The sequence below is a fragment of the Reichenbachiella sp. genome, assembly GCF_033344935.1.
Lineage (GTDB): Bacteria > Bacteroidota > Bacteroidia > Cytophagales > Cyclobacteriaceae > Reichenbachiella.
This window is the reverse complement of sequence record NZ_JAWPMM010000001.1, coordinates 3,244,768-3,266,463: the sequence shown is the minus strand read 5'-3', so window position 1 is coordinate 3,266,463 and position 21,696 is coordinate 3,244,768. Positions and strand designations below refer to the sequence as shown.

The 21,696-nt window shown below is 39.5% G+C and carries 27 protein-coding genes; 20 read left to right on the top strand and 7 right to left on the bottom strand.

Annotated elements, in window-relative coordinates; genetic code table 11:
• The first annotated feature begins 20 nt into the window (after nt 1-20).
• From R8N23_RS14115 to R8N23_RS14095, 5 genes are all read left to right on the top strand, one after another.
• Entirely contained in the window at nt 21-695 is a 675-nt protein-coding gene (locus R8N23_RS14115; protein WP_318172254.1) for an ABC transporter ATP-binding protein, read from the top strand.
• A 133-nt stretch (nt 696-828) separates the two neighbouring features.
• The gene (locus R8N23_RS14110) at nt 829-1,746 is read left to right on the top strand and encodes a hypothetical protein (RefSeq protein WP_318172253.1); all 918 of its coding nucleotides are present in this window, start codon (nt 829-831) and stop codon (nt 1,744-1,746) included.
• Nucleotides 1,747-1,748: 2 nt separating this feature from the next.
• Nucleotides 1,749-2,165, top strand: a complete 417-nt coding sequence (locus tag R8N23_RS14105) for a response regulator transcription factor (protein ID WP_318172252.1) — start codon at nt 1,749-1,751, stop codon at nt 2,163-2,165.
• A 76-nt stretch (nt 2,166-2,241) separates the two neighbouring features.
• Entirely contained in the window at nt 2,242-2,754 is a 513-nt protein-coding gene (locus R8N23_RS14100; protein ID WP_318172251.1) for a DUF4199 domain-containing protein, read from the top strand.
• A 22-nt stretch (nt 2,755-2,776) separates the two neighbouring features.
• Nucleotides 2,777-3,148 carry a VOC family protein gene (locus R8N23_RS14095; RefSeq protein WP_318172250.1) on the top strand — a complete coding sequence of 124 codons (372 nt, stop codon included), beginning with the start codon at nt 2,777-2,779 and terminating at the stop codon, nt 3,146-3,148.
• A gap of 59 nt (nt 3,149-3,207) precedes the next feature.
• Here R8N23_RS14095 and R8N23_RS14090 read toward each other — a convergent pair whose 3' ends face one another.
• The gene (locus R8N23_RS14090; RefSeq protein ID WP_318172249.1) at nt 3,208-3,621 is read right to left on the bottom strand and encodes a DUF1573 domain-containing protein; all 414 of its coding nucleotides are present in this window, start codon (nt 3,619-3,621) and stop codon (nt 3,208-3,210) included.
• Nucleotides 3,622-3,657: 36 nt separating this feature from the next.
• The gene (locus R8N23_RS14085) at nt 3,658-5,055 is read right to left on the bottom strand and encodes an ATP-dependent DNA helicase (RefSeq protein WP_318172248.1); all 1,398 of its coding nucleotides are present in this window, start codon (nt 5,053-5,055) and stop codon (nt 3,658-3,660) included.
• A 42-nt stretch (nt 5,056-5,097) separates the two neighbouring features.
• Here R8N23_RS14085 and R8N23_RS14080 point away from each other — a divergent pair, with 42 nt between their 5' ends.
• From R8N23_RS14080 to coaD, 4 genes are all read left to right on the top strand, one after another.
• Entirely contained in the window at nt 5,098-5,589 is a 492-nt protein-coding gene (locus tag R8N23_RS14080; RefSeq protein WP_318172247.1) for an NUDIX hydrolase, read from the top strand.
• A 68-nt stretch (nt 5,590-5,657) separates the two neighbouring features.
• Nucleotides 5,658-6,248 (top strand): hypothetical protein, encoded by a 591-nt coding sequence (locus R8N23_RS14075; protein WP_318172246.1) that lies wholly within the window; start codon nt 5,658-5,660, stop codon nt 6,246-6,248.
• A gap of 8 nt (nt 6,249-6,256) precedes the next feature.
• Nucleotides 6,257-7,147, top strand: a complete 891-nt coding sequence (locus tag R8N23_RS14070) for a DUF3822 family protein (RefSeq protein WP_318172245.1) — start codon at nt 6,257-6,259, stop codon at nt 7,145-7,147.
• Between the two features lie 10 nt (nt 7,148-7,157).
• Nucleotides 7,158-7,616 (top strand): pantetheine-phosphate adenylyltransferase, encoded by a 459-nt coding sequence (gene coaD / locus R8N23_RS14065; protein WP_318172244.1) that lies wholly within the window; start codon nt 7,158-7,160, stop codon nt 7,614-7,616.
• On the opposite strand, the gene R8N23_RS14060 is transcribed toward coaD, so the two are convergent.
• On the bottom strand, nt 7,613-8,293 hold the full coding sequence (locus R8N23_RS14060; RefSeq protein ID WP_318172243.1) for an NUDIX hydrolase: 681 nt from the start codon (nt 8,291-8,293) through the stop codon (nt 7,613-7,615). The two genes, coaD and R8N23_RS14060, sit on opposite strands and share 4 nt — an antisense overlap.
• 132 nt (nt 8,294-8,425) lie before the next feature.
• Between R8N23_RS14060 and pyrE the strand changes: the two genes are divergently transcribed.
• Nucleotides 8,426-9,076, top strand: coding sequence for an orotate phosphoribosyltransferase (pyrE, locus tag R8N23_RS14055; RefSeq protein WP_318172242.1), 651 nt, complete (start codon nt 8,426-8,428; stop codon nt 9,074-9,076).
• Between the two features lie 78 nt (nt 9,077-9,154).
• On the opposite strand, the gene R8N23_RS14050 is transcribed toward pyrE, so the two are convergent.
• The 3 genes from R8N23_RS14050 to R8N23_RS14040 are packed head-to-tail and all read right to left on the bottom strand — an operon-like array spanning nt 9,155 to nt 11,763.
• Entirely contained in the window at nt 9,155-9,916 is a 762-nt protein-coding gene (locus tag R8N23_RS14050) for a TIGR02757 family protein (RefSeq protein ID WP_318173578.1), read from the bottom strand.
• Nucleotides 9,906-10,967, bottom strand: coding sequence for a LysM peptidoglycan-binding domain-containing protein (locus tag R8N23_RS14045; RefSeq protein WP_318172241.1), 1,062 nt, complete (start codon nt 10,965-10,967; stop codon nt 9,906-9,908). Before R8N23_RS14045 ends, R8N23_RS14050 begins: the two co-directional genes overlap by 11 nt.
• Nucleotides 10,957-11,763, bottom strand: coding sequence for a hypothetical protein (locus R8N23_RS14040; RefSeq protein ID WP_318172240.1), 807 nt, complete (start codon nt 11,761-11,763; stop codon nt 10,957-10,959). Before R8N23_RS14040 ends, R8N23_RS14045 begins: the two co-directional genes overlap by 11 nt.
• A 40-nt stretch (nt 11,764-11,803) precedes the next feature.
• On the opposite strand from R8N23_RS14040, the gene R8N23_RS14035 reads away from it, so the two are divergent.
• From R8N23_RS14035 to R8N23_RS13990, 10 genes are all read left to right on the top strand, one after another.
• A complete protein-coding gene (locus tag R8N23_RS14035; RefSeq protein ID WP_318172239.1) occupies nt 11,804-13,153 on the top strand; it encodes an NfeD family protein in 1,350 nt (449 codons plus the stop codon).
• A 2-nt stretch (nt 13,154-13,155) separates the two neighbouring features.
• Nucleotides 13,156-13,338, top strand: a complete 183-nt coding sequence (locus R8N23_RS14030) for a hypothetical protein (RefSeq protein ID WP_318172238.1) — start codon at nt 13,156-13,158, stop codon at nt 13,336-13,338.
• On the top strand, nt 13,339-14,376 hold the full coding sequence (locus R8N23_RS14025; RefSeq protein ID WP_318172237.1) for a DUF3667 domain-containing protein: 1,038 nt from the start codon (nt 13,339-13,341) through the stop codon (nt 14,374-14,376). It abuts the gene before it with no gap.
• Nucleotides 14,377-14,447: 71 nt separating this feature from the next.
• Nucleotides 14,448-15,122: an HAD family phosphatase gene (locus tag R8N23_RS14020; RefSeq protein ID WP_318172236.1), complete on the top strand. Its 675-nt coding sequence runs from the start codon at nt 14,448-14,450 to the stop codon at nt 15,120-15,122.
• Nucleotides 15,123-15,216: 94 nt separating this feature from the next.
• Nucleotides 15,217-16,869 carry a glucose-6-phosphate isomerase gene (gene pgi / locus R8N23_RS14015; protein WP_318172235.1) on the top strand — a complete coding sequence of 551 codons (1,653 nt, stop codon included), beginning with the start codon at nt 15,217-15,219 and terminating at the stop codon, nt 16,867-16,869.
• A gap of 54 nt (nt 16,870-16,923) precedes the next feature.
• A complete protein-coding gene (locus tag R8N23_RS14010; protein ID WP_318172234.1) occupies nt 16,924-17,289 on the top strand; it encodes a methylglyoxal synthase in 366 nt (121 codons plus the stop codon).
• Nucleotides 17,290-17,408: 119 nt separating this feature from the next.
• On the top strand, nt 17,409-18,071 hold the full coding sequence (locus R8N23_RS14005) for a TIGR02594 family protein (protein WP_318172233.1): 663 nt from the start codon (nt 17,409-17,411) through the stop codon (nt 18,069-18,071).
• 25 nt (nt 18,072-18,096) lie between these two features.
• Nucleotides 18,097-19,350 carry a hypothetical protein gene (locus R8N23_RS14000; protein WP_318172232.1) on the top strand — a complete coding sequence of 418 codons (1,254 nt, stop codon included), beginning with the start codon at nt 18,097-18,099 and terminating at the stop codon, nt 19,348-19,350.
• Between the two features lie 20 nt (nt 19,351-19,370).
• A complete protein-coding gene (locus R8N23_RS13995; protein ID WP_318172231.1) occupies nt 19,371-19,718 on the top strand; it encodes a hypothetical protein in 348 nt (115 codons plus the stop codon).
• Between the two features lie 10 nt (nt 19,719-19,728).
• On the top strand, nt 19,729-20,955 hold the full coding sequence (locus tag R8N23_RS13990) for a hypothetical protein (RefSeq protein WP_318172230.1): 1,227 nt from the start codon (nt 19,729-19,731) through the stop codon (nt 20,953-20,955).
• A gap of 11 nt (nt 20,956-20,966) precedes the next feature.
• On the opposite strand, the gene R8N23_RS13985 is transcribed toward R8N23_RS13990, so the two are convergent.
• Complete coding sequence (locus R8N23_RS13985) at nt 20,967-21,644, bottom strand: YggS family pyridoxal phosphate-dependent enzyme (RefSeq protein WP_318172229.1); 678 nt, start codon at nt 21,642-21,644, stop codon at nt 20,967-20,969.
• Between the last annotated feature and the right edge of the window lie 52 nt (nt 21,645-21,696).

Below are 21,696 nucleotides of genomic sequence, written 5' to 3'. Positions count from 1 at the left end.
CAACTTCAAAATAAAAACTAATGATCAAACTCAAAGACATTGACAAGTACGTCGATTCTAAGTTTCAACGGTTATTTATCCTAAAGGGGATAGATCTGGAAGTGAAACAAGGCGAATTTGTAAGCATCATGGGACCTTCTGGTTCTGGAAAATCAACACTCCTCAATATCATTGGGATGCTGGATAAACCTTCAGCGGGTGAGTATTACTTCCTCGACGAACCTGTTCACAAATTTAGCGAACGAAAAACGTCTAAACTTCACAAAGAATATATAGGATTCGTGTTTCAGGCTTATCACTTGATTGACGAATTGAATGTATATGAGAATATAGAGACGCCCTTGCTTTATCGAGGGGTGAAAGGCAAAGAAAGAGCTAGTATGGTAGCAGAAATGCTCGATAGATTTCAAATGGTAGCCAAGCGTGATTTGTTCCCAGAGCAACTGTCCGGTGGCCAGCAGCAGCTCGTGGGAGTAGCTAGAGCTTTGATTGGAGGTCCGAAACTCTTGTTGGCCGATGAACCTACTGGAAACCTTCATTCAGAGCAAGGGGAAGAAATCATGAAACTATTCAAGAAACTAAATGAAGAGGAGGGTATGACCATCATACAAGTTACTCACTCTGAAAAATGTGCAGAATATGGTTCTCGCATCATCAGGCTTGAAGACGGTGCTGTTGTGAGTGACGGTAAATAAGCCTTCGTTCTATAGATATTTTCAAACCGAAGTCATTGGCTTCGGTTTTTTCATGCCCAATTGGTTCCGCTATTTATCCTTGCCTATATTTGAGCTTTTAGTGAATAGAAAAATTAATAATTATTCCACGGCTATGGATAACCATTGTAAAAGCAATCTAATCGGACTAATCATTTTCTTGTTGGTAGTACCAAAGATAGTTTTTGGGCAAACTCGAGAAGAAGATCAGGAGAAATTCAACGAGTCCATACAGTGGTTAGAATCTAATCTGGCTTATGTCTATCAAAACCCATCGACAGGGAAGTGGTGGCACAATAATTTTCTATACAACGCTGAAAAACAATCCATAAACGTAAAAAATTCCAGTTCGGACACCCCTAATCGTGTAGATAAAGGTCTCTATTTCGACCGAATTGTGAACCTAAGAGATTTGGATTTGGCTTCGATAAGAATAGAAGAGGTGAAGTCAAATAAAGGAAGGGTGGTCAAAGGTAAAGTGGTGCATATTGATGCGATTGGTAAAACCCAACGTATACAAAAGCTATATAACGGTGCTCCATCGTTTAAGGAATTTTTCTTGCAATTTCCATTTCCGAAATCAGATGAAGATTTCAGTGAAAGAGCCGAAGACTGCAAGAGACATTTTGAAACTGTGATCAGGTTGGCTTCAGAAGTCTACCCTGCCGAAGATTCACTGAAAAACACTAACTATATTTTTGATCTGATTCCGGGTACCTTCAAAGGATCTGATAATTCTACTTGTGAAATAGTAGACATCTTTCCTCATTCCATGGAGTTGAGATTCAAAAGAGATGGGAAACTTTACAAAAAGAGTGTAATCAGCTATGACGAGCATAATCATCATTTCATATATTGGATGGTTAATGCTGCTGGAAGCAGTCATTTCGAACTGAACCTTCATTACGAAACTGAAATCTTTTTAGAGGCTAATTCTAAAGATTATAGGTTTAATTTCCCCAACAGCAACCATTTCTCTATTCTGGATAGAGGAACAACTATTAATTATCACAGGACTGGATTTAACGAATAGGTTTGAAAAAATCAGCAGTATTCATCGGGTTGAGCGTTGGGCTATTGCTCACACTTCTGAATGCACTGGACTATTTCCATCTCGTCAGGGTACTGTCATTCGAGTTTTATGCCGCAGGCGTAGGATTGCTCTTTATGGCCTTAGGAATTTGGGCCGGAATTAAATTGAGTGGATCGAAAGAGGAACTAGCTGCTCCTCAGGTGTCCATTGAAAATGGGAAGAAAATTAATCTTAGCGATCGAGAACTCGATGTACTGGTGGAATTGAATAATGGTTTGTCTAATCAGGAGATTGCCGACAAGCTATTTGTTTCTCTGAATACTGTAAAAACGCATATCAGTAACCTGTACTTAAAACTTCATGCGAAGCGAAGAACTCAAGCTTTGGCCAAGGCGAAAGAATTGAGAATCGTCGAATAAGTTAGATTTCATACTTTTGGGTGAGCCCATTTCTCCGGTCTTCTCTTACATTTGGTGTATCATCAACTATTGAAAAATGAAAAACATTGCAATCAAATATGGTTTGATAGGGTCTGTAGTTATGATGTTCGGTGTCATGCTGCCTTTTTGGATTTATGGAGAAGATATGGAATTGGGAGCAGGAGAGGTATATGGCTACGCCTCCATGATCCTGTCTTTAACGGCCATTTATTTTGGGATAAAACAATACAAAACCGAATTGAATGGAGACCTGTCTTTTAAACAGGCTTTCATCTTCGGTACTTTTGTAAATTTTGTTGCCGCTCTCGCCTTTGGCATCTTTTCTTATGTGTTATATGCCTGGCTCATGCCCGATTTCCTTCAGACTTATTTAGATCATTCCATTACCATGGTGAAAACCAATAGTGCTTTGACCCCAGAGGAAATGGAAGCGGAGCTTGCTTACATCAATGAGGGGAAGGACTTATGGCTTAGTCCAGCTTTTGGTGGGTTACTCATGTTCGGGACGGTGTTTCCGATAGGGTTGGTCATGACGCTGATTTCTTCTTTTGCTTTAAAAACTAGATAGATCGAACTTAAATTAATTCATTATGAAACTCGGAGCATTTTCAGTCAGTCTTAGTGTGAAAGACCTGACCGTTTCAAAATCATTTTATGAAAACCTGGGCTTTGCTGTATTTGCGGGAAGTCCAGATCAGAATTACCTAATCATGAAAAATGATCAAACATTGATCGGCTTGTTTCAGGGAATGTTTGAAGGCAATTTACTTACCTTCAATCCTGGGTGGGATCAAGCAGCTAATACTTTAGATTCCTTTGATGATGTCAGAGCTATTCAAAAGAAAATGAAAGAGGAGAAGGTTCAGCTGATTCAAGAGGCCGATGAATCTACTACAGGGCCTGCGAGTATGATGATGGCTGATCCGGATGGGAACATGATATTGATTGATCAACACGTTTAAGAAAAAAGGCCCTGAAGTTTGCTTCAGAGCCTTTTTTAAAATGTTTTCCTATTCCTATCTTAAGAATCCGTCTTTGGTAAAATATTGGTAACAATTTTCACCCGCTCAGGATTGTTGGTAGCATTACTCATGATAGTAATCACCTTGTTTTGATGTCCAATTTTCCCAGCGCTATTAAAACTTACTTCTATTTTACTAGAAGTACCAGGAAGAACAGGTTCACGTGGCCAGCTAGAAGCAGTACATCCGCAGGTGGTGAGTACATTCGAAATTACAATGGGTGCATCGCCAGTGTTGGTGAATTCGAAGGTGTATTCCACTTTCTCGCCTTGCTCGATGTCTCCAAAGTCATGAGACATCTCAGAAAACTTGATAAATGGCCCTGGAGGGGTCGGTGCTAAAAGTTCTGCATCCTGTGCGCTGGCTGAGAAGGCCAGACATAAAATAACCGCTACGCTCAATATATATTTCATTGCTAGTTTTTTAGTTGTTTGATACTTAACGTAATTCTAAAAGAATTTGGTGTCAAAATTAACCAGAAAAAGTTCATTTTTTGCTCTTGTAATGGCCGTATAGGTCCATCGGATAAAGTCATTGTCAATTTCTGCCTCTCCTAAATATCCTTGATCCACAAAAACAGCATCCCATTGTCCACCCTGACTTTTGTGGCAGGTCAGTGCATAGGCATACTTTACCTGCAGGGCATTCAGATATTTATCTTCTTTCATGGCCTCCTTTTGTTGTTTTTTAGGAAGGTCCATGTAGTCGATCAATACACTTTTATAAAGTGCTTGATTTTGTTCTTGCGTCAGCGCCGGCGTATAACTATGCAACCCATCCAGGATGATTTTAGCTTCGAAGGGTTCGGCATCTGGGTAATCGGTCAATCTAATTTCAACATCTGCAAACCTCAAGCCATGCAGCTCTTCGGTTCTTTTTATTTTCAAAATCTCCATAAAATCCCCATTGGCCAAAAAGCCAGAAGGCACCTGATCCGTGGCGAAATTGTAGTTGTTTCGAGAGATCATGAGTAAGTCGCCGGCATCCAATTCATCTTCTTTATAGAAAAGTGTGTTTCGGATGTAGTGGTTATACATCACTGCATTTTTATTCGATCTGCAGATAATCAGTGTATTCTCCAAACCATATTTGTCATGGGCATACCTCAGACCATCTTCCAGTCGTTCTCCGGTCATTCGGTAGATGTCTTTGTGAGACTTTGTATCGAAGTGGACCAGCTTTTCTTTTTGAAAAAGATTATTTCTCAAGCTGGTGGCATTGAGTAAAATCCCGCTATTCTCAGCTTGGCGTGTAATTTCTGTCAAAACACTTTCTGTAGTATCTAGTTGGTAGACATCTGATAAATGATCCCTATCAAGCGCCATGCTTTTTTCTTGATGTACAGGAGGGAGCTGAGCTGTATCACCCACAAGTAATAGTTTATTGCCATCTTTTTCGAAGACGTATTGTATCAGGTCGTTGAGTAGGCTTTTGTTTTTGTAATCTGCCTCGGAGCTAATCATAGAGGCTTCATCTACAATGAAAATAGTATTGGACTGGTAGTTTTTAGTTTGACTAAATACAGGTCCGGTAGCCTCTTGGTTAGATTTAGCTTTGTATATCCTTTTGTGAATAGTGAATGCCGTGCGTTTGGCGTACTGACTGATCACTTTTGCAGCTCTACCTGTTGGAGCAAGCAATACAAACTTATAGTTGAAGAGTGGAAGGACTTTTACCAATGTGGCCACTATGGAAGTTTTACCTGTACCTGCGTAGCCTTTGAGGATCATGGTGGGCTTGGCTGTCTTAGCTGCGACAAACTGGTCGATGGCTAAGAAAGCTTTGGCTTGGCTTACGGTAGGCTCATGCTCGAATTTGTTTCTTAATATTTCGGAAGGAAGTGGCAAGTGATATTGATTAATTTAGCGCAAGTATAGCCAGCTCAATCTATGAGATCAGAAGAAATCAAAACTATTTTTGGAAATCAAATAAGGACTAGGGTAATGGGTCTCCTCATTCAAGACAGTAAGGTTTTGCTACTTAACCATTCTGGATTAAATAAAGAGAATGAGTTATGGCTGCCACCAGGAGGAGGGGTGGTGTTTGGAGAGCAAGTCAGTGAAGCCCTAATTAGAGAATTTCAGGAAGAGGTAAATATTTCTGTGAAAGTTTGTGACTTTTTGGGTGCAAGTGAATTTATAAGTGGAGAACTGCATGCCATAGAACTATTCTTTGTGGTGGAGCAAATCGGTGGTAAATTACAATTGGGTTCTGACCCAGAGTTGGGTGAAAAATCTATTTTGAAAGAAGCTCGATGGATGAACGTTTTAGAGATAAATGGGCTGTCTAAAAACTGTATTCATCTGCTGTTTCAGAACTTAGAATCCATTGACGATCTATTTAAGAAAAAGGGATTTTTTAATATTGGAAATAATCCTTAAAATAGCATTTGCTTAAGGCAGAATTACTCTAAAAAATATTTATACTTGCAAAAAATCGAAATTCAAGCATGGAGAAGACAAAGATAATATCAATAAGCTTTTTAGTCCTTTCGCTTTTGTTGGCGGGCTTTTTAGGAAATAGCATTTACACATCTATCGATGAGGCTGACAGAATCGAAAGAATGGAAGGACAGATCATTAAAAAATTGATGATGATCAGAGAAGCACAGATTGGATACCAAGCGGTAAATGGACAGTATACGAGTGATTGGGATAAGTTGAAGAATTTCATCGATTCAGGACAATTCTATTTAACTTCTAGAATTGAAACTATCCATCAATTGTCTTATGGCGCTGATAGTGTGGTTGTAGAAATTGATACGTTAGGTACTGTAGCTGTAAGAGATTCATTGTTTTCTCCAGCGAAATATCCAAAATTTGACTTAGCGACATTGGACATTGTACCCGGTACCACGGACAAGAAATTTGCGATGTGGGCAGATAAAATCGAGAAGAGCAATGTTCGAGTGGATGTAGTTGAGGTTTGGAATACAGCACCAGTAGATCCTAAAAGAAAAGAAGATAATGAAGCTAGAACCAAAAAGCCTCTAAGATTTGGGTCTAGAACAAGTATTACTACAGCAGGAAACTGGGAATAACATAAGATTTGGAAGCTATACATAGCGCAACATACAAGCTAGTAAAAAGAATCAAAGACAGTAAATTTGATGTAGACGAACTACATCATTACTGTCTTTCGATGCAAATAGGGATTCGTGATTTTCAAATGAGTATCACGGATACACGCACGGATACTTGTCTGTTATTGGAGGATTATATTCTTCAAGACGTAAAGACAATCAATGCGAGATTGCAAGTACTGGCTAAACTATTTGAAAATCATCACTTGCTTATGGCAGGTTTTTGGAGTTCTATCAAACTATCTCTCAAGAGTCATAAATTTTCATTGATTCCGGCTACACACTTTGTGGAAGACTCGGTTCGTGATTATTTGATGCTGAATTGCACAATCAACGATTCGGTAGAAAGTGAATATACTTATAAGCACACTTCTTCTAATGTGGTGAATGCTTTTGCAGCTGATAAGCGACTAGTGAGCTGGATCAATTCGCTGTATCCTAACAAGGAGATTGAGGTAATTCACCAAGGAAGTGCGCTAATCGAAGGGATCCTTAAATACAACACCGAGGCGGAATCTAAAATCGTCTATTGTATCCTTGATAGGGGTATCATGCATGTATTTGTTTCTGAGAATCATAAACTACATTACTACAATCAGTTTTCTATTAAGGAAGCCAAAGATTATGTGAAGTATGTGATGTTGGTATTTAAGGAGTTCAACCTAAACCAACGTACTCAGAAAGTGATGCTGTGGGGTAATATCTCTAAAGGCTCGGATCACTACAAGTTGTTTTCGAAGTACATTGGAAACATTTCCTTTGGAAAGCGTCCAGCAAATCTCAAATTCAATTATCATTTCGACGAGCTGGCTGATCATCAGTATTTTGATTTGCTGAGTGTGTATCTCTGCGACTAAAACCATAACCATGTCGGATAAAAAAATTGCTCTTTTTCCGGGTTCTTTTGACCCATTTACCAAAGGGCATCAGGATATTGTCCGTCGAGCGCTTAAGTTATTCGATGAAGTGGTCGTAGCTATTGGTTACAATAGTGCCAAGTCGAGATATTTCGAAGTAGAGTACATGGTAGATAGAGTGAAGTCTGCTTTTAAGTCAGATGAAAATGTGTCTGTGATGGTTTATAATGAGCTGACAGCGGATTTAGCAAAAAAGACAGACGCCTCTTTTCTTATTCGGGGATTGAGAAATACAACAGATTTTGAATACGAAAACAGTATTTCTCAGGTGAATAGATACCTAAATGCTGATTTGGAGACAGTCTTTCTAATTACTTCTCCTGAATACGCACACATCAGTTCGACGATTATAAGGGAGGTGCACAAATACGATGGAGACATCAGCCCATTCATTCCCTACGAGCTTTAATTAGCTACTTTCTTTAAAAGTTTCCTATATTTTTCTACGACTTGCTCGATAGTTTTGAATGAATGGAGCATGGCTACATCCACTTCGCTTTCCGTCATCCAAACTGTCTTTTGAATGTTTTCTTCTTTTTGCGGCTTCATTTCGCTATCATCCAGACAGATCATTCTGTACCAAGTCGTCTTCTTTAATACATATTTTTTATTGCGAATGTAGGTGTGCCAGGTAGAACAGATTTTTTCCTCCCGTTGTACTTTTACTCCGGTTTCTTCTTCGACTTCTCTTACAGCGCCTTCAGATCTTTTTTCTCCTTTTTCTAGTTTTCCTTTTGGAATATCCCAAAGATCGTTTCTGAGGATCATTAGTGTTTTTCCATCTTTTTCCACCACGCCTCCGGCAGCTTCTACTATATCAAATTTTGACTTGAGGTACTGCTGCGCCTTTACTTTGTTTTTGACTCTGATTTCGATTTGTTTGATTTTGCTGTACTTCTTATCCGTCATGATGTGAAGCAATCGATTGATAGCTTCATGAGACTTTTCATTGATGAGCACTTTGCCCTTGAGTCTGATAGCCTGGATGTCATCTACCTCGCTATCAAGTATCACATCAAATTTCTTGCTGGACTCATTTTCTCGATCGCGAATCCTAACTGGTATATCGTTAATGTATATCTTCATTTCTATAAAAGTACTTGGCGAACATGGATAAAAATTCGTGAGATTCACAATTTCAGTGATTAATTTTTCTTCAATTTTTAGAATTCATTCTTTCAGAGAAATCTTGATTTAAAATATTATTAATTTCGCCACATGACGAACAATGAATCAAATCTTCCGCTTAGCGCGCAAATCGCAACAGAGTTATTAGAGATCAAAGCGATCAAACTTCAACCAAAAGACCCTTTCACTTGGGCGTCTGGATGGAAATCGCCGATCTATTGTGATAACAGGATGACGTTATCTTATCCTGAGCTGCGTACAGTTATAAAAAATGCGTTCGTCAAAGAAATCAAAGCCAGATATCCTAAAACGGAAGTGATCGCTGGTGTAGCAACAGCTGGTATCCCACAAGGTGCATTGATCGCCGAGGAAATGGGTTTGCCATTTATCTACGTTAGAGACAAAGCCAAGTCTCACGGTAGAACCAATCAGATCGAAGGGCAGGTGCAAGAAGGTAAAAATGTATTTGTAGTAGAGGATTTGATTTCGACTGGAGGGAGCTCCATCAAGGCCATAGAGGCACTGAGAGAGGCTGGTATGAAAGTGCTAGGTCTAGGGGCAATCTTCACCTATGGCTTCCCACATGCCGATAGAAACTTGATGCAAGCGAACGTATCGCACTTTACCTTATCTGATTACCATTCTTTATTGGATATCGCTGTGTCTTCTAATCTGATCAAAAGTGATGAGCTAGATTCTTTGAATTCTTGGAGAATGGAGCCAGAGAATTGGAGGGGGTAATCTTCGTTTAAAGTAGAAAGTTTAAAGTGACAAGTTCATTGCTCTTCTTTCAACTTTTTTCTTTCCAACTTTCAACTCTTAAAACTTCTCCATCACACCTATACCAAATAGGGCAAAATCGTATTTCACTGGATCTTGAGGGTCTAATTCTCTTAGATTATCGCTTAATTCCACAGCGGCTCGCCAATCGGTTTGTTTACGTTGTAAGAGATCTAATCGCTTAGCCACACGTTCTACGTGCACATCTAATGGGCAAATCAATTGGCTTGGTTTAATGGCATCCCAGATACCGAAATCAACCCCTTTATTGTCTTGTCTTACCATCCATCTCAAATACATATTGAGTCGTTTGCAAGCAGACTTTCGAACTGGAGTAGCCACATGTTTTCTTGTTCTGTCAGGTGCATCTGGGTGCTCAAATAGGCCATTGTGGAAATTAGTGAGGTAAACTTCCATATCACCCTTCATGCCATTTGTGAATGCTGTTTCTAATGAGTTATGTTTTTGAAAGTGTGACTTTAAAAAATCAATGAAGAAAAGCGTATCGGTGGGGTTGAAGGTTCTATGTTTGAAGTTTAAGAACTGTTTGAGGTCATTTTCGCTATGATTCAGAATGAAATCATGCGGAGCATGATCCATCATTTTCATCAATTCATTGCACTTGTTAATAATCGTTTTTCTTTGGCCCCAAGCTAAAGTGGCTGCAAATAATCCGGAGATTTCGATATCCTGTTTCTTAGAAAATTGGTGAGGAATAGAAATGGGATCGTCTGGAATGAATGAAGGTTGATTGTACAATTCCACCTTCTCATCCAAGAAGCTTTTCAGGTCATTCTGCATCTGGTGCGTAACTGACAATAATCGGTGTTTTGAGATCGATGGCGCCCATAGCTTTGTAGGCGGCCGACGACAGTCTCAAAAGCAATTTTTGATTCAAAGCACTTTCAGGCAATTTGCCTACCACTTTTGCCTCTATCATTTGATTGGTCATTTGATTTTTTACCTGAATAGTAGAGCCTAATGGTGCAGATCGGTGGAGTGCGAGATATTTTTGTGTATAGTCCGTGTCTTCGATTCTCATGGCAAAACCTTCTTCTACAGTTTGCTGTTTACCTTCAACTTCGCTTGTCTTGCTTTTAAATTGGCTATTGTCTGTTTTTACATAAAGCGTGTCCAAAGCAGGTTTTTCTGGTTTTACATAAATGGTGTCTACTTCCTTTTTGACAATTGGCGCCACCGGTGATTCAAGCTCGGGTTTGGCTACAGAATCACCAGATACTATAAGCCTTTGGCCAATAGACAAAGTATAGTCTGGAAGGTTATTCCATTTTTGGATGTCTTCAATTTCCACCTGATACATTCTTGAAATTCCGAAAAGCGTTTCCGAAGGTTGTACCACATGGTATTTTTTATTGTCGTTAGAAGAAGGTTTAGTGATTGTTTTTGATTGAGGCCTTGTGAAAAGTGTGTCTCCAATATTCAAGGATGCATTTTCTAATTTATTGATAGCAATAAGTGAGTCGACAGTCAATTCATATTTCCTTGAAATAGCAAACAAGGTTTCTCCCGCCTGTACAACATGATAATTTTCGGATTCACTGGCTTCAACCTCGGGTTCTTGCTTTTTTCTTTTTTTGACCAAAGGCACCTGAATCGTATCATACATTTTCAATCCATTTTCTTTAAGTGAAGGATTGTATTCATATAAATCTTCCAGTGTAACGCCATATCTCTTAGTAATGGAGTACAGCGTTTCCTTAGGCTCTGCTCTGTGGATGATGTATTTTTTGCCCTTTATTTTTTCCACACGGAGACTATCCATGGGTGCATATGAATATCCAAATTGAGTCAAACTCATGAAAAGGAAGAAAACGAGCAGTTTATAATTCATATAGATTAAGGGTCTTTTTATGAGTAACAAATATGGCCTTATTTTGATAGACGAAAAATGTGTCTTTGCCAATTCCGTTGAGCTTTTCATCTAAAACAATCTGCTCTAAAATCGTGCCTTCTTTATCTAGCAGAGTGAGACTATTTGATAATTTCTCTTCTTTATTTTCATAATAGGAAATTAATACAGCGTGTTCGGTTTTTAGGTATTCAATTTGTCTACAAGGAGTAATGCCATGTTTCGCAAAATATTGTACGAACCATTGGAAATACTCGGACTCTTCGAGATAAGCAGTTGCATATTGTATGTTTTGAAAGAGGTCCTTTTCTGTTTTTGGTTTTTCTCTCATTTGAGAGCCAGACTTTACATCAATGTAAATTCCCTTGTTGGCAAAATGAGGATGCGGTACTTTAATCCAATTTGGGCCAGATTGAATGATTCTTGTGTTTTGGAGTGTAAAGGTAGGCTCTCCTCCAGTCCAATTGAAAGTATAGATATTGGTCAGGTCCGGATTGTTTTGGTCAGAATATTGAATGAAAAGGAGACGACTTTTATCATATGATTTCGTCACCAATCCGGTGTATTCATCATCGAACGAAATGGCCTGAATAATTTCTAGTGGCTCAAAGGACAAAAGAAGAAAAGTTTGTGATTTGGTATTCAAATCATGAGTTTCAATCAATAGCAAATTTTCATCTGATCCGGGAATGATTGATTGGATGGGAAAATCAAAAGTGACTTGGTTATGCTTATTTTCAGCGGTCAAAATTCCGTATTCGTTTAATGGAAGTGACAAATAATAAATATCTTTCGGGCAAATCTAAATTTAATCCTTGATGTACAAACGTCTCCCACTCATATTGTTTCTTTTCTTAGGATTTAGCACAAATCTTTTGGCCCAGGATAGCACACGAGTTAAGCCTTTGGTTTTCTTGATGAAACTGGATGCTGATATTGATCCACGCACCAATCGTTATACGGAATTGGCCCTTGAAGAAGCTGTAAAACAAGAAGCCGATTATGTCATTATAGAAATGGATACCTATGGCGGAGCACTCAATGATGCCGATGATATCAGAACAAGAGTACTGGAGTTTGAAAAGCCTATTTATGTGTATATCAACAAAGACGCTGCATCCGCAGGGGCTTTGATTTCGATTGCTTGTGATAGCATTTACATGGCCAAAGGCGCAAGTATAGGCGCAGCTACAGTAGTGACACAGGACGGAGCAGCAGCTCCTGACAAATACCAATCTTACATGCGTTCGATCATGCGTTCTACTGCAGAAGCTAACGGGCGAGATCCGAAAATAGCCGAAGCAATGGTAGATCAGGATGTAGAGGTAGATAGCATATCTACTGAAGGTAAAGTGATTACCTTTTCGACATCTGAGGCCATCAAACACGGATTCTGTGAAGCGCAAGTCAGTGGCATAGACGAAATTATGAGTCGATCTGGTGTGGAACATTATGATACATTTGAATATGAACTGACCGCGTCAGACAAAATCATAGATATTTTCATTAATCCATTTGTGAGTGGAATTTTGATACTCATCATCTTGGGAGGGATCTATTTTGAATTACAAACCCCTGGTGTAGGCTTTCCAATATTGGCTTCTGTGATTGCTTTGATTTTGTACTTCACGCCGTACTACCTCAATGGATTAGCTGAGAACTGGGAAATCATCATATTCTTCTTAGGTGTTGTGTTACTGGCGCTGGAAATCTTTGTTATTCCTGGATTTGGTGTGGCAGGTGTATCTGGTATCACCATGATGGTTACTTCTTTGATTCTGGTTATGCTCAACAACGATTACTTCGACTTTTCATTTGTGCCTACTGGCCATTTGACCACCGCTATTCTAGTCACATTCTTAGGGCTTATTGGGTCTTTCATTATTATGTTTATTGGTGGTGTCCGATTGACAGAATCCGGAGCATTCAAAAGAATAGCACTGGAAACTACTTTAGACAAAGCATCAGGGTATACATCCAATTTCAAGAAAGACTCGTTGATGGGTAAATCAGGTGTGGCCTATACTATTTTACGTCCAAGCGGAAAAGTAGAAATCGAAGGAGAAATCTATGATGCTTATACCAGAGGGAGTTATATCGAGCAAGGAGCGAAAATAGAAGTAATTGGTGAGGAGGGTACTTCTTTGAAAGTAAAAGAATTAGCGTAAGCATGTCGAGAGAAAAATTATTGAAAATCATCTATTGGGTTCTATTCATAGGAGCTATTGTGTTTTTATACTTTAGCCTTCGAACTCAGTTTTATCAATTAGAATATTCACTTGTAGCTCTGGCATTCTGGGGTGGAGCCTTCTTGTTAAATCGATTCGTAAAAAAAGAAGATCCGTCTGAGTAAATGCGAGCACTGCGAAAGACCAAAAACTGTCTAAACTGTGGTACTCCACTAGATCAGGTGTACAATTACTGTCCGATCTGTGGTCAGCAGAACGATGATAAGAATGTTTCTTTTAAGGAATTGGGTAGGGATTTATTTGAGAATTTTTTCTCATTCGATTCCAGATTAGCACATACTTTTTTTCCATTCTTTTTCAAACCTGGAGAGCTCACTAGAAAGTATAATGAAGGGAAACGCTTTACTTATGCCAATCCAATCCGTCTATACATCATAGTCAGTTTCTTTTACTTCTTTATTCTCAATATCATGATGGGGGATCTGACTCGTGAGCTTAGTCAGGCCTTAGATACGCCTGAGGCGGATTCAGTGAAAGCCGCTATTCAGAATGAAGTTCAATTCAATTTGGATTCTATGAAGAATGCCCCACCGATCATGGTTAAAATGGACAGTGATTCTATATCTGAAGGTGACGAAAACTCCTGGCCGTTGAAAAATTGGCAATGGGAATTACTCTACGACAAACTCAATGATAATAGTATAAGTGAGCAGGCCCTTTATGACTCTCTAAAGATTGAAGATAGAAGTGCTCTTACCAAACTGACTATAAAGCAGGTCATACGCATATATAAGCGTGATAAAGAAACATTGGTTTCCGAGATAGTACAGAATCTGTCTGTCATGATGTTCATTCTGATTCCAGTATTTGCCTTACTACTCAAGCTGATGTATATCAGAAGAAAAACACTCTACGTCAATCACCTGATTCATACGATCCACCTACATACGTTTGCTTTTTTTGTCTATGGTGTGGCTATGGGACTGATTCATTGGGCGGTGGAATCTGATAACGTTCATAGTTGGATTATGTTTACAACTTTGTTTGTTGTATTCATTTATTCCTTTTTGTCTTTCAAAAGGGTTTATAACCAGAGTTGGAAAAAGACAGCATTGAAATACTGGATTACCTCGTGGTTATATTTCTATATCCTGGTATTTGCCATCATTATTGAGCTATTGGTTTCGCTTTTGATTTTTTGAATTTCATATAATGACAGCACTACTTTCAATTGTACAATTCTTCTCTAGATTTGCCGACTAATCCTGAAGTAATGCTAGAAGCAGTAATATTTGATATGGATGGGGTAATCATGGACAGTGAACCCATTCATCATGAAACCGAGTTTGATATCCTTAAGCGTTTTGGCGTCACAGAATATCCGTTTTCGGAGCATGCGCAATATGTAGGTATGCGCACCTGGGATCTCTGGACCGGCCACATTGCCAAATACGGTTTGAACGCTTCGGCAGAGGAGTTGACCATAGAAGGAGACGAGGCCTATATCGCCGCGCTAAAAGAGAAAGACTTTGGTCCAATAGAAGGTTTGATTGAGCTATTGGATCGAATTAAAGCCAATGGCACCAAAATGATTGTAGCTTCTTCGGCTTCGAGGGAGAATATTAAACTGGTTTTGGATAAATTTGCCATTACCCGTTACTTCGAAGGCTATGTGAGTAGCCAAGATGTAGAAAAGACAAAACCCAATCCTGATATTTTTTTATTGGCTGCCAAAACATTGGGTGTAAGCCCCAATAATTGTGTGGTTATAGAAGATGCTAAACATGGCGTGCAGGCGGCAATTTCTGCTAGTATGAAATGTATTGGTTATCGAAATTTGAATTCTGGAAATCAGAATTTGAGTAAAGCACACTTTATCGTGGAATCTCATCATGACATAGACCTGAAAATGCTTGATGAATTGATTATTGATACACTAAAACACTAATTTACATGGAGTCCATGTGACCAATTATCACAGTCTGTTTTTTGTAGACTTTGTGGTGAGAGGAACGTGGTACTCCGAATAGACTTTAACTAATATGTTTCCAAAAGTAAATCCCGCAGAAACCAATGCGTGGGAATCCCTAGAAAACCATTACGAAGACATTTCGAAAGATCCAATCATCGACATGTTCGAGAAGGATCCAGAGCGATTCAATAAATTTTCCATCGAATGGAAGGACTTTTTATTGGATTATTCTAAAAATATCTTTTCAGACAAAACCAAGTCACTTCTTGTTCAGTTGGCTAACGAATGCCAACTAAAGGAGGCGATCGAGGCGATGTTTACCGGGGAGAAAATCAACGAGACGGAAGATCGTGCGGTATTACATACTGCCCTTAGAAGTAATAGCCAAGAATCTCTGGAAGTTAATGGCGTGAATGTGCGTCCTTTGATCCAAAAGGAACTCGATAAAATGAAGGCCTTTACCGAAAAGCTTCATGCTGGAGCATTAAAAGGGTTTGATGGCAAAGTCATTAAAAACATTGTGAATATCGGGATTGGAGGGTCTGATCTTGGCCCGTATATGGTCACTGAGGCTTTGAAACCTTACCAAAAAGAAAACATCAATTCTTATTTTGTTTCCAACGTAGATGGCTCTCACCTGCATCAGGTGCTACAGAAGGTAGATGCGTCTGAAACGCTTTTTATCGTTGCATCTAAGACGTTCACTACGCAAGAAACCATGACCAATGCCAATTCTGCTAAGGATTGGTTTTTGAAGGAAGCCAAAGACGAAAGCGCCATAGCTAAGCATTTCATTGCGCTCTCAACTAACCAGAAGGCAGTAGAAGCATTCGGTATAGATTCAGCCAATATGTTTGAGTTTTGGGACTGGGTAGGCGGTCGCTATTCGCTGTGGTCATCGATCGGTATGTCTATCGCTTGTGCCATCGGGTACGACAATTTCAAAGCATTGCTCGATGGGGCAGAAGCCATGGATATTCACTTCCGTGAAACCAAATTCGAAGACAATCTGCCGGTGATTCTTGCCATGCTCGGCGTTTGGTATAATAATTTCTTCGGTGCTGAGTCACATGCGATTCTGCCTTACGACCAATACCTTCATCGATTTGCCAGCTACTTACAGCAAGGTGATATGGAGAGTAACGGTAAGTTTATTGATAGGAATGGAGAACCGATTTCGATCCAAACAGGACAAATCATTTGGGGTGAACCAGGAACTAATGGGCAGCACGCTTTCTATCAGCTGATTCATCAAGGCACGAAGCTAATACCGTCAGACTTTATTGCCGCAGCACAAAGTCAAAATCCAATGAGCGATCATCATGAGAAGCTTTTGGCCAACTTCTTTGCACAAACTGAGGCTTTGATGAAAGGCAAGATGGAAGAAACGGTAATAGACGAATTGTTGAAGACAGGGATGGAAGAAGAGGACATTGATTTCTTGTTGCCATTCAAGATATTCGAAGGCAATCAGCCGACTAATTCTATTCTGATCAAGAAAATTACGCCTTTCAATCTGGGTGCTTTGATCGCCATGTATGAGCATAAGATTTTCGTGCAAGGTGTGATTTGGAATGTATTCAGCTTTGATCAGTGGGGTGTGGAACTTGGAAAGCAATTGGCTGGACAAATTTTACCAGAACTGCAAGGCGACGAAAAAGTAACTTCTCACGATGGATCAACCAACAGCTTGATCAATCAGTGGAAGGAGTGGAGAAAATAAAATCATTAACACTCCTAAAGTTTATAACTTTAGGAGTGTTATAACCAGATAGATATGAAACTAGCAGTAATTGCCCACGATGGCAAAAAAGCCGAGATGGTTGGCTTCTTACTTCAGAATAAAGATCGAATTGAGAAAGCTGATATTGTTGCCACAGGTACTACAGGTTCGCATGCCGAAAAGGCGGGTTTGAAGGTCCGTAAGTTGCTGTCTGGACCCATGGGTGGGGATGCGCAGATAGCTACTATGGTAGCCGAAGGCAATATGGATTTGATTTTTTTCTTTAGAGATCCTCAAGGCAAGCATCCACACGAGCCAGACATTCAAATGCTGATGAGATTGTGCGATGTACACAATATCCCGTTTGCAACCAATCCGGCTGGAGCGCAGTTGCTGCTGGATGGATGGCCTGCTGAGTAGCTTTTAAGTATGCTGATCCGTCAATGCTTGTATGGCTTCAGAGCAAATACATGATTTAAGGTATTGACTCTTTTGGGCATTTGCTCTAAATTGGTAAAACGAACCAAGACTAACCTACCATGAGCAAACTTCTTCAAGTGGCTTTTAAGGAATTGGGTCAAGCCGAAATTCCTGGAAGTGAGCACAATCCACGAATTGTTGCCTACGCCGAACAATCTAATTTTCCTGGGGTTAAAGACGATGAAACACCTTGGTGTAGCATATTCGTCAATTTTTGTTGTGATGAATTGAATTATGAGCGAAGTGGTAAAGCAAATGCCCGAAGTTGGTTACAAGTAGGGGAAGAACCAACTGCTGCAAAACCCGGTGATATCGTAATATTTTGGAGAGAAAGTATCCATTCTTGGAAGGGACATGTAGGTTTTTATTTGGGGCATTCTGCAGACAAAAAGAAAGTTTTTTGTATCGGAGGTAATCAGGGCGACTCAGTGTCAATAGCAGGCTATGATGCTGGAAAAGTGCTTGGTTTTCGTAGGGTGGGAGCAGAGGTTTTGTTGGATATCCCTGAGCCTGTTTTACAAAAAGGTGACAAGGGTCTGGATGTAATTGGCCTACAAAAAATACTGAATAAACTGGGATACAATTGTGGCGATGCAGATGGAGACTTTGGAAATAAAACGCTCAAAGCGCTGAAATTGCTGCAGGCCAATAATCAACTGACTGTAGATGGGGTATATGGCAATCAATCTAGATCCCTCATTGAAACCTTATTACAATCCTGATTTTTTCACCTAAACCTAAACTATTATGACTGGAAGTGTTGCTTTGGATGTAGCCATTGGATTGGTGTTCATCTACTTATTGTATAGCTTATTGGCATCGCTGGTAGCTGAAATTTTTGCCACTGCCATTACGCTACGAGCCAGAAACCTGAAAGAAGCTGTCAACCGAATGATCAATGATGAATCTTCGGGTGAGTTGTCCAAATTTCCTCGTCTAATGGAACTGATTAATTTCTTCCCGAAAGATTTTAAGGGAAGCCTGATCGAGCGATTTTATAACCATCAGGAAATTAAATATTTGGGTAGAAAAGGTAATCTAGGCCCATCGGCCATTCAGGCGGCCAACTTTGCCAAGGTAATTATGGATAATGTGAAAGCCCAGGCCTCAGTTTCGGGTGCTGGAGTTTCAGAAGTAGATAAAATAAAGTCGGGATTACAGCGCCGGGCCTTAAAAAAGACGGATCCAAATCATGTACCAGACACGGATCGGATCTTGGGTGAGTCCACAGCCGCATATATATTGAGTGTGCTGGAGGACTGTGAGGTCACCACTGATAAGATGACAGAACAGCTACTTGCATTTAAAACTGCGCTCGAAAACTGGTTTGATCGCACTATGGAGCAAACTACAGAGTGGTATCGACAGCGCATGCAGAAGATTCTATTTGTAATTGGATTTTTTATTGCCTGGGGTTTTAATGTGAATACATTTTCTATTGTGAAAAAACTTTCTGTAGATACAACTGCCAGGTCCGAAATGGTCGGTCTGGCCAGCGCCTATCTGGAAAACAACAGCTATGATAAATATGCTATCCTGTTGCCCGATACGGCACAGGTCAACAAAGACTCCACTGCACTCAAACTCAATGAAAACGATTCTGTGTTAGTAGCAAGGTACAATGCACGTCTGGATTCGGTGATGATTCTGAAGAGCGAATTAATGGACGACATGGAAGCGGCTAATTCCATCTTGGGAATGGGCGTTTTTCTTCCCGATTCATTGCCTATCGATACCCTGGGTCGCGCCCATTACCCCGCTCATGTGGTCGCTGACGCAGCTGACTGGGCAATTGGAAGTTATTGTACTGGACAAAAATATTTACAGATAGACACGATCACTGAATGGAAGTATATCATTGGGTTGCTGCTTAATTGGCCTCGCTTTTTTGGCTTTGTGGTCACCGCTTTGGCCTTATCGCTGGGAGCTCCTTTTTGGTTCAATTTGCTACACAGGCTCATGAATTTAAGAAAGGGTTCAACCGACTCTCCTTCTAAATAAAACTTATAAACTAAATTCAAATGGCGAAATCAGTATACGATGTTTACTTACTTGATAAAAATGATGATCAAGTAAAACTAACGGTTTTCATAGGACAGAATCAACAATGTACTTCTCATGTGAAAATTGACAACGAGGAGCATATTTTGGACGAATCTTTTCAGTTGAACCTAGGTACAAATCAGGAATTGATTGGTAAAGAACTGCGAATTACTTCTTCTTTAACCGATATACAAACCGACTTTGATATGGTGAGTCAGCAAGTAATCCTCAAGGGAGGAGAGGAGAAAAAATCCTGGGCATTGGAACAGGATTCAGAAGATGGGCAATCTTATACTTTCACAACAGTAATAGGATTTTACGACTAAACTAAGAGTTATGAAATATTTATTCAGTCTTATGATTTTGCTTTCTTTTCACTGCGCAATGTCACAGGACAATAGTGAAGAAAAAGAAGAGTTGGATTTAGAAATGCTTCAAGCGCCTTCTTCTCCAGCAGCCAATTTACTTGGGATATCTGATTCGGATATTCAAAAACCCTCAGATAGAAATGAATTAGTTGGTTTAATAAGACAATCGTCTGATAATTTCTCTTCATTGCCAACCAGTTTTGCATTCGATTATTCACCTTTCAAAAAGGGTTTGTATGATTTTATGAATTACGACCCAGAGAAGAAACAAGGTAATAGCAAGGTTAATTTGAAATCAAATCTCCGACAAAGTTTCGTGCTTTCTGTGGCCACTCAAAGTTTAGACTCAGCCAAAGATGAAGTTCTAGTTTCGTCTCAACAGTTTGGGATTGGTATAAAGTTCTCTTTGGCACGTGGTACTCTTGATAAAAGTTTTCAAGAAAAGATCATGAAAATGCAGTCCATCAAACGGCGAGTGCTGCCCGAAATGGTACGCCTGAAAGAGGAAAGAATAAGAATGAAAAATGACTCTTTGAAGTTATTGATCGATGCTGAAATGAAAAAGTCACCTCCTCAACGGGATATGAGCAAAGTACAAGAATGGAATATGCAGCGTTCAAAAATAGATAGTACTGAGACTTTGGTTGTAGATAAAATGTTTGAAAAGCAATTTGATGAGATTAAAACCCTAACAGAAAAATTATCTTATGACCGATTCGGTTTTAAATGGGATGTGGCTGCTGGTTTAGTATTAGATTTTCCGAACAGCAGTTTCGATGATGGAAATTTGACCAAAGCCGGAATATGGACGGTGTTTGGTCATGAAGGACAAAAATCCGGAATGTCATTCTTGGGATTGATACGTTATATGTATAACCCGGATAAAATCTATGCTGATGAGAATAACACCAATGTTCTAGAAAGTAATGTTTCGACTTTGGATTTGGGAGGTAGATTTATCTTAGGTAATAAGAATAAACTCTCGGGCAGTTTAGAAGCTATTTATAGAAGTGCATCTGTGTCAGAAATTGAAAGCTCTTGGAGGTTTACGCTGAATACGTCTTATGATGTGAGTAAGAATCAGAAACTAACCTTCATTTTCGGTCGGGACTTTGACGGGACGATTACCAAAAATGGAAACGTAATTGCTGCCTTATCCTATGTTCGAGGATTTGGGTCGAAGCTTCAACTTTAATAGTACTAATCTCAATTAGGATAGTTTCTAGCTCCGAAAATGGTGCTCCCAATTCTGACCATAGTACTGCCTTCCTCAACGGCTATTTGATAATCACCACTCATACCCATAGAAATCTCGCTGAGGTTTAAATGAGCATGAGTGTATTTAGATTTTAGAGTTTCGAAAAAGGATTTCAAGCCAGCAAACTCTCTCCTCACTTGAGTTTGATCTGAAGTATTAGTAGCCATGCCCATCAACCCTATGATATTTACGTGCTCAAATTCATCCAATTGATTAGAGCCTAGAAACTCTTCGATTTCGTTTTCACTGAACCCGAACTTGGTGCTTTCCTCAGCAATGTGTACTTGTAAAAGGCAAGAAATTACCCGATCGTTTTTGCCACCCTCCTTATTGATTTCTTTTAATAATTTGATGGTATCTACCCCATGAATCAAGTGCACAAATGGAGCGATATATTTTACCTTGTTTCGCTGAAGGTGACCAATCATATGCCATTCAATGTCTTTGGGGAGAGTTTCTGATTTGTCTACCAGCTCTTGTACCTTATTTTCTCCAAAAGCTCTATGTCCGTTTTCATAGGCCTCTACGATCAGCTCGTTGGGTTTGGTTTTGCTTACCGCAATGAGTTTGGCTGGCGAGCCTTCTAGTTCTTTATTGATGGATTTGATTTGATCTGCAACAGCCATATGTATTACTTGATTTCTTAATCGTGAATTAACAAAATAACAATTAACTTAG

Excerpts from the sequence above, each read along its gene's own strand:
- R8N23_RS14115 (WP_318172254.1), top strand. The coding sequence starts at position 21 with ATGATCAAACTCAAAGACATTGACAAGTACGTCGATTCTAAGTTTCAA.
- R8N23_RS14110 (WP_318172253.1), top strand. The coding sequence starts at position 829 with ATGGATAACCATTGTAAAAGCAATCTAATCGGACTAATCATTTTCTTG.
- R8N23_RS14100 (WP_318172251.1), top strand. The coding sequence starts at position 2,242 with ATGAAAAACATTGCAATCAAATATGGTTTGATAGGGTCTGTAGTTATG.
- R8N23_RS14095 (WP_318172250.1), top strand. The coding sequence starts at position 2,777 with ATGAAACTCGGAGCATTTTCAGTCAGTCTTAGTGTGAAAGACCTGACC.
- R8N23_RS14090 (WP_318172249.1), bottom strand. The coding sequence starts at position 3,621 with ATGAAATATATATTGAGCGTAGCGGTTATTTTATGTCTGGCCTTCTCA.
- R8N23_RS14080 (WP_318172247.1), top strand. The coding sequence starts at position 5,098 with ATGAGATCAGAAGAAATCAAAACTATTTTTGGAAATCAAATAAGGACT.
- R8N23_RS14075 (WP_318172246.1), top strand. The coding sequence starts at position 5,658 with ATGGAGAAGACAAAGATAATATCAATAAGCTTTTTAGTCCTTTCGCTT.
- coaD (WP_318172244.1), top strand. The coding sequence starts at position 7,158 with ATGTCGGATAAAAAAATTGCTCTTTTTCCGGGTTCTTTTGACCCATTT.
- R8N23_RS14060 (WP_318172243.1), bottom strand. The coding sequence starts at position 8,293 with ATGAAGATATACATTAACGATATACCAGTTAGGATTCGCGATCGAGAA.
- pyrE (WP_318172242.1), top strand. The coding sequence starts at position 8,426 with ATGACGAACAATGAATCAAATCTTCCGCTTAGCGCGCAAATCGCAACA.
- R8N23_RS14050 (WP_318173578.1), bottom strand. The coding sequence starts at position 9,916 with ATGCAGAATGACCTGAAAAGCTTCTTGGATGAGAAGGTGGAATTGTAC.
- R8N23_RS14045 (WP_318172241.1), bottom strand. The coding sequence starts at position 10,967 with ATGAATTATAAACTGCTCGTTTTCTTCCTTTTCATGAGTTTGACTCAA.
- R8N23_RS14035 (WP_318172239.1), top strand. The coding sequence starts at position 11,804 with ATGTACAAACGTCTCCCACTCATATTGTTTCTTTTCTTAGGATTTAGC.
- R8N23_RS14030 (WP_318172238.1), top strand. The coding sequence starts at position 13,156 with ATGTCGAGAGAAAAATTATTGAAAATCATCTATTGGGTTCTATTCATA.
- R8N23_RS14025 (WP_318172237.1), top strand. The coding sequence starts at position 13,339 with ATGCGAGCACTGCGAAAGACCAAAAACTGTCTAAACTGTGGTACTCCA.
- R8N23_RS14020 (WP_318172236.1), top strand. The coding sequence starts at position 14,448 with ATGCTAGAAGCAGTAATATTTGATATGGATGGGGTAATCATGGACAGT.
- pgi (WP_318172235.1), top strand. The coding sequence starts at position 15,217 with ATGTTTCCAAAAGTAAATCCCGCAGAAACCAATGCGTGGGAATCCCTA.
- R8N23_RS14010 (WP_318172234.1), top strand. The coding sequence starts at position 16,924 with ATGAAACTAGCAGTAATTGCCCACGATGGCAAAAAAGCCGAGATGGTT.
- R8N23_RS14005 (WP_318172233.1), top strand. The coding sequence starts at position 17,409 with ATGAGCAAACTTCTTCAAGTGGCTTTTAAGGAATTGGGTCAAGCCGAA.
- R8N23_RS14000 (WP_318172232.1), top strand. The coding sequence starts at position 18,097 with ATGACTGGAAGTGTTGCTTTGGATGTAGCCATTGGATTGGTGTTCATC.
- R8N23_RS13995 (WP_318172231.1), top strand. The coding sequence starts at position 19,371 with ATGGCGAAATCAGTATACGATGTTTACTTACTTGATAAAAATGATGAT.
- R8N23_RS13990 (WP_318172230.1), top strand. The coding sequence starts at position 19,729 with ATGAAATATTTATTCAGTCTTATGATTTTGCTTTCTTTTCACTGCGCA.
- R8N23_RS13985 (WP_318172229.1), bottom strand. The coding sequence starts at position 21,644 with ATGGCTGTTGCAGATCAAATCAAATCCATCAATAAAGAACTAGAAGGC.